Genomic DNA, 12,269 nt, shown 5'->3' with positions numbered 1-12,269 from the left:
GCCCGCCCTTATTCGAACAGACGCCGCTCAGGCACAACGATCACGTCGCCCGGGGCCAGTACCGTCGTGCCACTGATGCTATCGCTCCCCCCCATCGTCCGATAGTTGAAGCGATAGACGGTTTCTTGATTGCTCCTTGGGTCGACGCGGCGCAGCTGAATGCGTTTCTCGGCCGCAAATCGGGACAGCCCGCCCGCCTCTGCCAGAAACTGGAGCAGCGTGGTTCCGGGCAAGACCTCCTTGCGGCCGGGGGTGTTGGCCTCACCTACGATATAGATATTCATCAATTCTGGCCCAGCCGCAGCACGCGGCGCATCCCTTGGAGCCAAGGCGGCGACCGAGACCAAAACAGTCGGTGCGACTGCAAAATTCCCGGTCATTTCCTCCGACAGGGTGCTTGCGACAACATCGACGCTGCGGCCTCCCGCTCTGACCGTACCAGCCATCGGGAAACTGATTGACCCATCTGGCAGAACAAGAACATTCCGATTGAGGCTTGGATCTTCGAGAACCTCAACCTGCAACGTATCTCCCGGCTTGATGCGGTAGATGTCCTGCGCCATGGAAATGGTGGCTGATCCAATCAGGAAAAGGACCGCTGTAAGAAATCTGATCATCTCGTGCCTCTGTCCCGTTTCTCAGTTGTATGAAATTTACGCTATTTGATGGATCGGCAAAATACGCAAATTCAAGAAAACTCAAAGCTGCGGCAGATTTGTAGCGCTTTCAGGGAGTTTTCGCGACCGCTCTCTATGCTGTTCTACTCAATCCGGGCGGACAGCCGGTCAATTTCGCCTTTGACCTCTTCCATGAATGCAGGGGCAGGGCCGTTCTCTGCAACCTCGACCACCTTGCGGAACTGGGCCAGAGCCTCTGTATCGCGCTCGAGCGCGGCATAGGTGCGAGCCAGATGATACTGCACTGTCGGATCCTCCGGCAATCCAGCCGCCGCTGGCTCAAGCGCTGCAAGGGCCGCGCCAAAGTCACCGCGGCGAAAGGCGATCCAGCCATACGTGTCCTGAAAGGCCGGAACGCCACGGTCACGCAGGCGCCGCGCGATGTCATGGGCACGTTCGAGGCTCTCCGCATCCTCCTTCCCGGTTGCCAGCAGGCTAGCTAGGTTATTGGAAATGATCAGGTTGTTGCTGTTGTCCGCATAGAGCCGCTCATAGATGTCGATGGCCCCTTGAAGATCACCTTCGCTTTCCAGAATACCCGCCAGAGCCCAGTTGAGCCGAAGATTCTCGGGGGAAGCGGCGAGCCCGTCCAGAATTGCCTGCCGGGCCGCCTGTGCATTTTCTTGCACCGCGTGGATATTGTAGAGCGCCAGCCAGAAGCGTTGATCCTGCGGAGATTCTTTGGCCAAGTCGCGAAACGCCGCCTCAGCAGCCAGGGTCTCACCCGCCACCGCTTGCACGGACGCCATCAGGAACCGCGCGTTGAGATCGCCGGGATTGGCCTCAAGGGTTTCACGTGCATAGTGCAGCGCCCCCTCTGTATCGCCCTGCGCTAGACGGGTGCGCACGATCGTCGCTGCTGCTCCCATGCCTTGCGCGCCTTCGCTGGCAAGCGAGTCGAGAAAGCTCAGAAGCTCGCCTTCGCGATCCTGCGCCGCAAACTGACGCGCGGTCAGCTCATTGGCGATCCCCTCTGCCGGAGCATTGTCCTGGCGCCTCAGGGTCTCGATGACCTGTGTCACACGCGGCCAGTCCTGCTCGCGCATATAAATTTCGCCCAAGCCGCTCAAGAGGGCGGTATTGTCAGGGGCCAAACGCAGTGCATTGATCAGCACGGTCTCTGCTGTGCGCAGGCTCTCCTCCGAGATCAGATGACGCGCGTAGCGCAGCGATTCATCCGGCGCATTTCTGGAGGCCTCAACAGCACGGCTCAGCATCTCCGCCATGAGATCCCGATTGCCGGCACGCTCATGAGCCTGAGCCATCAGGGTCATTGCCTGCGCGTCATTAGGCGCTTGCCCCAGAACCGACCGCAGAGTAACGATTGCCTCATCAGCCAGATCGCTTTCAATCAGCCATGCAGCCCGCATCTTCATCGCTTCGGTCTGGCTGTTGTCTTCCTCCAGCACTTGCTCGACCAGAGCCCGCGCACCGACCCTGTTGTCCGTGGCCTCCAGCATGCGGGCCAGCATGACCATGATGCTGCGTCGCGCATCAGACGGCTCAGAACCCTTGATCAACGCTTCCATCTCGGCAATGGCCGCATCGCGGTCACCCAGATCAAAGCGGAAACCTGCGCCCAAGGCGATCAGCCGTTCCCGTTCAGGCGGATCGCTTGCAACGATCCGGTCCAACTCGGCGCTGGCGACCTCGCGACCATGTACCTCGGCGAGAAATCCGATATAGATGACGATATCATCGACATTGCGCGGCTCCTGCTCTGCCCGTTGTTTCAGGAAGCCCTCGGCGGCCTCAGTATCGCCCTGCGACATGTACCACCGCACCAAGGTGGCAGGCACGCTCGCATCGTCGGGAAAGCGCGTTATCATCTCTTCGAGCTGCGCCCGGATTTCACGCGTTTCCCCTAGCTGGTTGAGAACGCCGAGACGGATCGTGTAGAGTTCTTGGTTGTCAGGCGCCTGACCAAGGGCGGCATCAATCGCCGAGAGGGCAGCAGCCCAGTCCTGCGCACGCACAAGATCGTCGATGATCACCTTCTGGACCACCAAAAGATCAGGATTCTCGGACACTAGCGCCTGGGCTTTCGTCACCGCCTCGCGCAGGGCTGAGGTATCGTTAGCGGCAAGCCCATCGCGATAGGTCACAGCCGTGTTCACAGCTTGTACCAGACGATCTTCGGGAGCCAACTCCGCCGCAGCGGCCCCATGCTTGCGTGCGGCCTCCCAGTTGTTGGTCTGCAGTGCCAGTTCCGCCAGAGCGCGCTGACCGGGCAAGCTGTCGGGATATTGTTCCACCAACCGCAGATACTGGCCATAAGCCTCGCGGATATTGCCACGCGCGCGCTCGGCCTCTGCGTATTTCAACCGGGCTTCGCGATGCTGGCCATCCAGCTTGAACACATTCCGGAATTCGACCAGGGCACGATCCACGTCCCCCTCTTCCAGCAACTCGAGTCCAGATTTGTAATGTCTATCCACTCTCTCTTCTGCATTGTCGCAGAAAGACAGCAGGCCCGCTGTGGCGAGCGCCAGAAATGTCGTTTTAATCATGTCACTACTCTTGCATCTTTGGGCCGGGACAACAATCCGCACTAGGCACCAGATAGGTCGTGCCGGTCCTTTTTTGATATATCAGATTTCGCGACATAAGTTGCCAAACTTCTTTCGAGGCTGGCGTATCAATATCCAGTGCCGCGGATAACCACGGTCACCGTCCGCAACAGGATCAAAAGATCCTGTGAGAGCGACAAAGAGGCCAGATAACGGGTGTCGAAGCCCGCCCGCTCGGCAAAACTTGACTCGTTGCGATCCGAAATCTGCCAAGTCCCGGTGATGCCGGGGCGCAGTTCGAAATAGGCTTTGCCGGGATAAAGTGCCTCTTGATCCACCATCATGGGCCGTGGCCCAACCAGCGACATGTCACCCTTGAGCACATTCCATAGCTGAGGCAGCTCGTCGAGCGAAGATTTACGCAGGAAACAACCCATTCGCGTGATGCGCGGGTCGCGCTTGAGCTTTTGGGTTTCATCCCATTCACGCCGGGCTTCGGGGTTCTTGCGGAGGTGGTATTCCAGCAGTGCATCAGCCCCCGGCACCATCGTACGGATCTTGACCATGTAAAAGATGCGACCACCGCGCCCGAGGCGTTTCTGGAAATAAAGCGGACTGCGCCGGTCGAATGCCACAAGACACATCATGCCCAGAATAAGCGGCAGGGAAACCGGCAAGGTCAGCAGCACCATAGCTATATCAAGACACCGCTTTGCACTGTTGCGATAAATGGCGCGACGGCGCTGACCGCGTTTCCGCTTGGAAGCATTACTTTGAAGCTGCGTCTCGGAAAAATCTTGGAAGGTCATTTAATATTCTCCACTCACTTTTGACACGAGCAAATACAAAACACCCGATGTGGTAAAATCCACTTCGATCAATTCGACTGAAGAGCAACACACCCCCTGTTTAATCAACAATCACAGATCGCCTATAACAAGTGAACAATCACGGATCGCCTAAAACAAGACATAATTTGGACAAAATCCAAAAATAGACGTGCAAGTATATGAAGCTCTTGAATTTCAGCCCTTTCCTCGTGGTGCCCGACAAGCAAAATAAAACGTGCTTTTAAAGACTGTCTCCACATTCGAAACAAACATGGCAAAGAGTAAAAATCGTTCTCAAATAAGCTTACCCGATTCGCACTCAAAATGGTGCTGAAAAGTTCGGTCTGCCCAGATCATCCCTCAATTTTCTTACTCCTGCCATCAAAGCGTGGGATTTGTTTGTTGAATGATTGACATGGACAGGGCAGATGTCAGAGCCTCATGCTCTAATATGGTGGGGTGCCGAACATAGACCTGAGGGTCGAACTGTGGGTGCCAAGATGCAGAGTCTGTTTTGAAAGATGCATATGAGACCGGAGCCCCTTTACGCAGATTTTTTCGGCCTGTCGGAGCGTCCGTTTACGCTGCTGCCCGATCCGGCCTTTCTCTATTGGTCCAAGGCGCATCGTAACGCTTATACGGTCCTGGATTACGGAATCTTCTCGCGGGCGCCGATCACTGTGGTGACCGGTGAAATTGGCTCTGGCAAGACGACATTGGTTCAGCATCTGCTCAAGCAGACTGACGCCTCCATCACCATCGGCCTCATTTCCAACGCCCAAGGCGGGCGCGGAGAGCTCTTGCAATGGGTTCTCAACGCGCTGTCTGTCGAGGTTCCGAATGACGCCAGCTATGTTCAGAAGTTCCAGAAACTGCAGGATTTTCTGATCTCAGAGTATGCAGCGGAACGACGCGTAATCCTCATATTCGACGAGGCCCAGAACCTGTCGATGGAAGGCTTGGAAGAGCTGCGTATGCTCACGAATATCAACGCCAATAAGGATGAACTCATTCAACTCATTCTGATTGGGCAGCCAGAGTTGCGCGATGTGATCCGCAGCCCCAAGATGAAACAGCTGGCACAACGAGTGGCGGCCAGTTTTCATATCCCGGCGATGGATCAAGACACGGTGGCGCAGTACATCCAGCACCGGTTGCGAATCGTAGGCGGACAAGGTGATGAATTTACCATTGCTGCCTGTAAGATGGTCCATGATCAGACCGACGGAGTACCACGGCTTGTCAATCAGCTGTGTGACATCGCAATGGTTTATGCATGGAGCAAGGAGGAGAGAACAGTGACCGAAGACATCCTTCGGAGCGTGCTTGAAGACGGCTTGTTCTTTGCAGCCTCCCTTGCATCAGAAGAGAGTGAAAAAACATGAACGAACTGAAGTACTACTCTTCGATTTTCCTCCGGCGTCTGCATTATTTCCTGATCGTCTCAGTGATCATTTCGGCCGTGTCTGTCATTGCGGCTTTCACCTTGCCGCCAGCCTATGAATCACAAACTCGCCTGCTGCTGGAAGGGCCTCAAATTCCCTCGGAGCTGGCCGCTTCTACGGTTATGGTGGGCCTGTCCGAACAACTCGAAATAATCGAGCAGCGGTTGATGACCCGGGCCAACATGCTCGATGTCGCCCGCAGTCAGACTGTTTTTGAGGATACTCAGCAGATGTCTGCGGATGCCATCGTTGAAGCGATGCGGGCGCGTACGACCATTCAGGCGGCCAGGGGTCGCAATCCAACGCCAATCATGAATATCAGCTTTGAGGCCCGCAGCCCACAAATTGCCGCCGGTGTCCTCAACGAATATCTGACCCTGATCGAACGGCAGAATGCCGAATTCCGCACCTCGCGGGCAGGGAATACGCTGGAATTCTTCCAACAAGAGGTCCAACGACTGGGTCAGGATCTCGACGCGCAGAGCGCGCGTATTCTCGAATTCAAGACCAGAAATTCCAGCGCTTTGCCCGAAAGCGTCGAATACCGCTTGAATCAACAAGCCACGCTGCAAGAGCAGGTTCGCCAGATCGACCGGGATATCAAGTCGCTCACAAATCAAGGCGAGCGGCTGGTGCAGATATTCGAGGCGACCGGACAGTTAGAGGGTAATAATGGCGCAGGCCTGTCACCCGATGAGCAGCGATTGCAAGAAATGCGTACCCAACTTGACGAAACGCTATCCGTATATGCACCGGAAAACCCTCGGGTGAAAATGCTGGAGGCCCGGATCGAACAACTTGAAGAGCGGATCGCCTCCCGAACTGTAACAGAGGAGCCGGAGTCCAGCACGTCCGCTCCAAGTCGTGGATCCATCACGCTGGATTTGCAGTTAAGTGAACTAGAAACGCGTATCTCCATACTGCAGGAGCAACGCGAAGACAGCATCGCAAGGCTGGAAGATCTGAATGAGACGCTGGCCAAGACACCAGCCAACACTGTCACGCTCGAAGAGTTGGATCGGGCCTATGCCAATATTGAAGCACAATATAACACGGCCGTCGATCGCCTGGCCCAAGCCAGCACCGGCGAGCGGATCGAGTCGTTGTCACGCGGTCAACGGATTTCGATCATAGAACCGCCCGCAGTGTCCAACCGGCCGACTAAACCGAACCGGGTACTCATTGCGGGGGGCGGCACTGGCTTTGGCATTCTGGCAGGGATAGGCCTTATCGTACTGATTGAGGTGCTCAACCGTACGGCCCGGCGACCAGAGGATATAGTCAACCGCATCGGGATAAGCCCTCTGGCCACCATCCCCTACATGCGCAGCCGCTCAGAGATCGTTTGGAAGCGTCTGATCAAGATCACCCTCTATCTGGTGATCCTCGTGGGTATTCCCGTAGCGGTCTATGCCGTGCACCTTTATTACCTGCCGCTCGACCTTTTGGCCGACCGCGTCATGAACAAGATCGGCGTCCGCTGGTGACCGGTCATAACGATATCAGGAGCGCTTGAGATGGAACGCATTCAGGAAGCCCTGGCCAAGGCCCGCGCACAGCGCCAGCAGGGCAGCGCCACACGCACGGAACATGCTTCCCCACCCAAAGCCAACCAATCGGTCGAAGAAGCTTGGGCGGCCCTCGCACCTTTCAAGCTCAATCGTGCCCTGCTCAAGAGTCGTCGGGTGGTTGCCGCTGAAGCGGGGCGCGATGCAGCCCCCTATGATCTCTTGCGGACCAAGATCATCCATCAGGCCCAGAGCAATGGTTGGCGCCGGATAGCGATCGTTTCACCCGATATGGGAGCTGGAAAAACGACCACTGTGTCAAATCTGGCTTTCAGCTTCGAGCGCCAGCGCGATATGCGTGTACTCTGCATCGATCTCGATTTGCGCCGCCCGTCGCTTCACAAAGCTCTGGGACAAAAGAGCGATCATTCCATGAGCGATGTGCTGAATGGTCATGTACGATTTGCCGAACATGGGCTGCGCCTGGGGGAACGGGTGGCATTTGGCTTCAATAATGGCCCGGCAGCCAATCCTTCTGAACTTCTGCTGAGCCAGGCAGCGCGCGATGCTCTGGAAGGGATAGAACAGGACTATGCCCCCAGTCTGACGCTTTTCGACATTTCGCCACTCAATGCCAGCGATGACAACATCGCCTTTCTCCAGAATGTCGATTGCGCAATCATCATAGCCGCTGCGGAGTCCACTTCAATCAAGCGGATTGATCAGGCCGAGCGGCAAGTGGCAGAATTGACCAATGTGATGGGGATCGTTCTGAACAAATGCCGCTATATCAGCGACACTGAAGGATATGATTACTATTGATGGGAGACTTCGGGATACAAGAAGCGATCCCCGAGATCGCGATCATTATCCCACATTACAATGATGTGGTGCGTCTGGAGCGTTGCCTGTTTGCCTTGATAGAAAATGATCTCTCAGATTGCGAGGTCCTGGTGGTGGATAATGGTTCTCCCCAGCCATTGACGGAAACACAGGCGAAATTCCCCAGCATCCGCTTTGTCATCGAAACTGAGAAAGGCGCTGCTGCGGCCCGTAACAGAGGCGTGCAAGAGACCCGCGCGCCGCGCCTGATGTTTATTGACGCTGACTGTCTGCCGGCCTCCGACTGGGTGACGGTTGGGCGCAAGGTCTCGGACCGAGCCGATCTGATCGGCGGGCGGGTCGAGGTGTTTGACGAAACCCCACCACCGCGCAGTGGGGCCGAAGCCTTTGAGGCGGTCTTTGCCTTCGATTTTCGCCATTACATCGAGGTGCAGGGATTTTCCGGGACCGGCAACCTGATTACCCGGCGGGACGTGTTCGAGGATGTGGGCCCTTTTCGCGGTGGGGTATCCGAGGACCGCGATTGGTCCTTCCGCGCCACAGCCAAGGGATATCGGCTAATCTACGAGGACGCGTTGCGCGTGGGACACCCCTCACGACAGGACTGGCTCGCATTGCGAGGCAAGTGGCGGCGCATAATGCAGGAGATGTTCGGACAAACCGGAGGCAGCTTGAACGTCCGTATAAAATGGGCACTCAAGGGATTGGCCATGCCGCTCAGCATTCTGGTGCATTTGCCCAAGGTGCTGACCAGCCCAAAGCTTTCAGGATCGGGTGATCGGCTGCGCGCAGGGGGCACTCTTGTTCGCCTACGACTCCTGCGCATGATCTGGATGCTGCGTCAGGCCATAGGGCTCGAGATCTGAGCCACAAAAAGAAAAGGGCCGCGTCATGCGGCCCTTTCCAATAGGATATGCGGTTCTTTTACGCAGCCTTGCGACGACGGCGCAGAGCAGCCACACCACCGAGTGCAGTCAGCAGAAGCAAACCACCTGCTGGCAACGGTACGGCCGAAATCAGGAACTCTGCGCTCCCATTGTTTGGATTGTTCCCTTCCGAGAACATCAGAACAAATGATGTCGAACCAGAAAATGGCCCAAACACTGATGGGGGCACAACAAAAGTTGTACCTACGTTGCCTGCTCCGGTCACCAGAACGCAATCAGTCGACCCAAAGTTCGCAAGCACGTCAGCACCGCACGGCGTCTCTCCGACCGGAGTTTGCGGAATCATTGCGGTCAGACCAGCAGGGCCATCAGCGAAGGAGCCGCGGAACAGTTGGAAACCGCTACGGGCGCCAGTCCCTCCAACGAGATCAGATTCCGGAGCATAATCTTGGAAGGTGAGTTTAAAAGATGTGCTTGCCGTAAACTCCGAATACGCCAGATAGGCGGGAGAAGTATCAAGCCATCCAAAGTCGATATTGGCAGTACCATTGGCCAGATTGTTCTGGCTCACAAAACCAGTGCCAGTAATGGCTGTGCCGGTGTTGCCGCCGTCCCCACCAACAAAGTTTACCGTTAGTGCAGAAGCAGTCGCGGCCGGCATCATAAGACATCCTGCAACTACCGCAGCAGCAACCGTCTTCGAAAAACTCAACATTCTTTCGCTCCTAAATTTGCTTCGCATCTATCAAGTTGACTGTACTATACTGATGGACATCCGAAAAACAGAAATTCCAATTTTCAGCACATTTCCGCCATATTCCTGGGCGTATCCGACTGGGGATCACAACCCAAAAAGAGAGACCGCTCAAACCATTCTCCAATGCGCGAGTTTTGCCGGAATTGTCGCCAATTTGAGAACAGATTAGCAGACCTCTCGGGCGAATCATCTCTCTTGCCATGCACACAAAAAACGGCCGCATAATTGCGACCGCTCTTCCGTACCAATTGATCCGATCAGATCATGAAGCCCGTTTACGTCTACGCAGCGCAGCAAGCCCGCCAAGCGCACCAACCAGCAGAAACCCTGCTGCCGGGAGCGGCACGGCACTCACGCTGATCGCATCGACATCAAACCCGCCCGTAGCACCCTGCGTTGAAAGGTTGCTGGGATTGCCACCGAACAATGCCAAAGTCAGGTCGGTCAGCCGCACGGTGTCAAAAATCCCGTCAAACGTGAAGACCGGGTTGGCGAAAGTTTCCGTGTTTTTAAAGGGGTTGGGCTGTGCGGTGACAAAACTGCTCTCATCACCCTTTATGCCCACCTCGATCCGAACCGCTTCTTTCCAGCTCGGGTCATTGTTGAGCGTGATTTCGATCAAGGAGCCCGGCCCAAAGAAAAGCTGACCGGTTGGGGTGCCAAACTGGAATTCCACCACAGCATTGTAGCCCAGTTCGAAGAACGCTCCATCCGCTGCACCAAATGCATTCGAGATTTCATCGCGATTATTTGCGGTGCCACGCGGTCCGTCCACGATGATGTCCGCAGATGTTGCATGTATCGTTGCGGCATCCGCCTGTATCGGCGTCAAAGTCAAAGCCGCCGTGATGGCGAGCACGCCAACGCCAGTCTTGCTCAGAATGTTAATCACCAACCCCATAGCCAATCTCCCACACTAACTTGGTCTTAGTCTCCACGTATACCTGAGGCAGACGGCTCTGCATATAGGCGTGTCTGGTTTTCAGCCATATTTTTGACGTATTTTAATTTCTTTGAACGCCAAAGAAACAACCTGAGATTGAATTTCTCGCGAAAAGTTTCCATTTAGCCCTCAGTTCCCACCAACAATCGGCATTGTTGCCAAATCGCGAACTGTCAACCAGCCTCAGACATTTCTGCACCCCATCACCGCCCCACTGCGAACATCGTTGAATACAGCCCTGATTCCTCCATATCCGAAAGCACCGGCACAAACGGACCTGCCCAATCCGTCTATTCCCCCGCATCCCCCGGCCCAGTCCGCATGACAATGCGGGGGGCTGCATCCGACGGGCGCTCAATCATATGGCGTATCGACATGGCACCAGCCTCTGTGATCTTCTGCCCCACGGCATCAAAACGCATGGTTTCCCCTGACGCCGCCCGGTCCCAGCCCTTCAGCGCCCCAGCGGCATCATAGCGGTACTCGTCGCGCCAGTCCGCTTGTGGAAAGAGAACAGGGTCGGCATAGCCGCCTTGCGGCACGCGGCGATCAAGACTCTCGATTCGCATATCCCCATCCGGGCCAAGACCATAACGGCGCGTCTCATGCTGTGGCAACAGGATCGAAATCAGGCCGGGCGCGCTGTCCTGCGCGCCGATTCGTGCAAAGACACCAACATCCACCCGGTTTGAGAGGATATCAGGGCGCCCCGGCACCGGGCGCGGCAATTGCCAATCCACAGTGATACGCGCACGCAAGCCGCGCGTATCCAGCGGCTCAATCCGGGTTCGGGCCGGGTCGCCGCGCAGCACCCGCCAGACAAAGTCCAGTGCGCGCCCGTTCGAATCGCGCGTTGCCTCAACCGAGACGACCATGCTGCGCCGATAGGCATGGCTGCGCCAGAGGCGGGCAATGGCCGTTGGCGTATCAAACAGCCGCTCACTCAACCCTTCACCGAAGTAATTGACGCCCTCGACAGCATCATCTTCGGACAGAACGGCAAGCCGCACCATTGGCGGCACCGTCTCGGGCGTCAAGGCATTGGCCAGTTGCACCATGCGCATCAGATTGATCTGATCTTTGGGGATCACCGAGGGATGCGCCAGCCCCGTCAGATAAGCCGCCCGGCTGCGCACCGACGTGAGACTACGACGAAAGACCATCTGCACGGTCGGGGCCAGAAGCTGATTTTGGTGCAGAAACGCCTTGGTCTCGGGTTGAAACGCCGCGAAGATCATGGCCAGCGCCTCAAGATGCGGCTGGTCAGAGCCGGATGAGCCCTGCGAAATCAGGAAATAAGGCGTATTGGCCGGGATCAGGTCGCCATGGTCCGGGTCATGATCTTGGTGCTCTGGGTAGACATGCATCTGCCCCGCCAGATAATTCTGGTATAGGAACAACGGGCCGTTGTCGTGGGTGAGCGCCATCCGCGGCAAGGACCGCCAGAGCGGCCCATGCTTGAGCGCAGTGGAGGAATTCCCAATGAGCGGAACCGCAAACGTCACTGGCCCAGCCAGCCCGTAATCGAACCCCAGTTTGCGTGCCTCATCGTCATAGGCCACATGCGTCAACTGTGGATGCGCCTCAGCCGGCAATCGCGAATGGCCACGATCACGGTTTTCATAAAGATCACCGTGATTGCCAGCTGCCCTTCCCTCAAAGTCCAACTGCCAGAGTAGACGATGGCCCGCGTCACGTCCGGCGGCCCCGAGCACCGGGGCGCTGGTCTCAGGCAAGCTTACCCGCGCCAGAAGCCGCCCTCCGGGTCCAAAGCGCAAGAGCTCCGACAGCCGCACGAGCACCCTGCCATCTTTTGCCAGTACCGGATCGACGCCGGGCAGTCCTTTGATCTGAGACAACGCGGCCCCG

Annotated in this window: 10 protein-coding genes; 4 read left to right on the top strand and 6 right to left on the bottom strand. The window is 56.5% G+C overall.

From position 1 onward, the window contains the following. Positions 1-8: 8 nt before the first annotated feature. From VR71_RS05475 to VR71_RS05465, 3 genes are all read right to left on the bottom strand, one after another. A complete protein-coding gene (locus tag VR71_RS05475) occupies positions 9-617 on the bottom strand; it encodes a polysaccharide biosynthesis/export family protein (protein WP_009816182.1) in 609 nt (202 codons plus the stop codon). Between the two features lie 143 nt (positions 618-760). Further along, entirely contained in the window at positions 761-3,187 is a 2,427-nt protein-coding gene (locus VR71_RS05470) for a tetratricopeptide repeat protein (protein WP_296429916.1), read from the bottom strand. Between the two features lie 128 nt (positions 3,188-3,315). Beyond that, positions 3,316-3,996: a sugar transferase gene (locus VR71_RS05465; RefSeq protein ID WP_040650324.1), complete on the bottom strand. Its 681-nt coding sequence runs from the start codon at positions 3,994-3,996 to the stop codon at positions 3,316-3,318. A 548-nt stretch (positions 3,997-4,544) separates the two neighbouring features. On the opposite strand from VR71_RS05465, the gene VR71_RS05460 reads away from it, so the two are divergent. The 4 genes from VR71_RS05460 to VR71_RS05445 are packed head-to-tail and all read left to right on the top strand — an operon-like array spanning position 4,545 to position 8,679. Next, positions 4,545-5,402 carry an AAA family ATPase gene (locus VR71_RS05460; protein ID WP_296429914.1) on the top strand — a complete coding sequence of 286 codons (858 nt, stop codon included), beginning with the start codon at positions 4,545-4,547 and terminating at the stop codon, positions 5,400-5,402. After that, the gene (locus VR71_RS05455) at positions 5,399-6,949 is read left to right on the top strand and encodes a hypothetical protein (RefSeq protein ID WP_045681893.1); all 1,551 of its coding nucleotides are present in this window, start codon (positions 5,399-5,401) and stop codon (positions 6,947-6,949) included. Before VR71_RS05460 ends, VR71_RS05455 begins: the two co-directional genes overlap by 4 nt. Before the next feature lie 30 nt (positions 6,950-6,979). Then, the gene (locus tag VR71_RS05450; RefSeq protein ID WP_009816188.1) at positions 6,980-7,792 is read left to right on the top strand and encodes a CpsD/CapB family tyrosine-protein kinase; all 813 of its coding nucleotides are present in this window, start codon (positions 6,980-6,982) and stop codon (positions 7,790-7,792) included. Beyond that, positions 7,792-8,679 carry a glycosyltransferase family 2 protein gene (locus tag VR71_RS05445; protein ID WP_296429912.1) on the top strand — a complete coding sequence of 296 codons (888 nt, stop codon included), beginning with the start codon at positions 7,792-7,794 and terminating at the stop codon, positions 8,677-8,679. Before VR71_RS05450 ends, VR71_RS05445 begins: the two co-directional genes overlap by 1 nt. A 58-nt stretch (positions 8,680-8,737) precedes the next feature. On the opposite strand, the gene VR71_RS05440 is transcribed toward VR71_RS05445, so the two are convergent. The 3 genes from VR71_RS05440 to VR71_RS05430 form a co-directional block, all read right to left on the bottom strand. Then, complete coding sequence (locus VR71_RS05440; RefSeq protein WP_296429910.1) at positions 8,738-9,415, bottom strand: VPLPA-CTERM sorting domain-containing protein; 678 nt, start codon at positions 9,413-9,415, stop codon at positions 8,738-8,740. A 304-nt stretch (positions 9,416-9,719) separates the two neighbouring features. Next, on the bottom strand, positions 9,720-10,358 hold the full coding sequence (locus tag VR71_RS05435) for a VPLPA-CTERM sorting domain-containing protein (protein WP_045681888.1): 639 nt from the start codon (positions 10,356-10,358) through the stop codon (positions 9,720-9,722). A 332-nt stretch (positions 10,359-10,690) separates the two neighbouring features. Continuing rightward, a complete protein-coding gene (locus VR71_RS05430) occupies positions 10,691-12,259 on the bottom strand; it encodes a hypothetical protein (protein WP_296429908.1) in 1,569 nt (522 codons plus the stop codon). Between the last annotated feature and the right edge of the window lie 10 nt (positions 12,260-12,269).

The organism is Roseovarius sp. BRH_c41 (assembly GCF_000961715.1).
Lineage (GTDB): Bacteria > Pseudomonadota > Alphaproteobacteria > Rhodobacterales > Rhodobacteraceae > Roseovarius.
This window is presented reverse-complemented; position numbering and strand designations above follow the sequence as displayed.

Coding starts and splice junctions, on each gene's coding strand:
- VR71_RS05475 (WP_009816182.1), bottom strand. CDS start 617: ATGATCAGATTTCTTACAGCGGTCCTTTTCCTGATTGGATCAGCCACC.
- VR71_RS05470 (WP_296429916.1), bottom strand. CDS start 3,187: ATGATTAAAACGACATTTCTGGCGCTCGCCACAGCGGGCCTGCTGTCT.
- VR71_RS05465 (WP_040650324.1), bottom strand. CDS start 3,996: ATGACCTTCCAAGATTTTTCCGAGACGCAGCTTCAAAGTAATGCTTCC.
- VR71_RS05460 (WP_296429914.1), top strand. CDS start 4,545: ATGAGACCGGAGCCCCTTTACGCAGATTTTTTCGGCCTGTCGGAGCGT.
- VR71_RS05455 (WP_045681893.1), top strand. CDS start 5,399: ATGAACGAACTGAAGTACTACTCTTCGATTTTCCTCCGGCGTCTGCAT.
- VR71_RS05450 (WP_009816188.1), top strand. CDS start 6,980: ATGGAACGCATTCAGGAAGCCCTGGCCAAGGCCCGCGCACAGCGCCAG.
- VR71_RS05445 (WP_296429912.1), top strand. CDS start 7,792: ATGGGAGACTTCGGGATACAAGAAGCGATCCCCGAGATCGCGATCATT.
- VR71_RS05440 (WP_296429910.1), bottom strand. CDS start 9,415: ATGTTGAGTTTTTCGAAGACGGTTGCTGCTGCGGTAGTTGCAGGATGT.
- VR71_RS05435 (WP_045681888.1), bottom strand. CDS start 10,358: ATGGGGTTGGTGATTAACATTCTGAGCAAGACTGGCGTTGGCGTGCTC.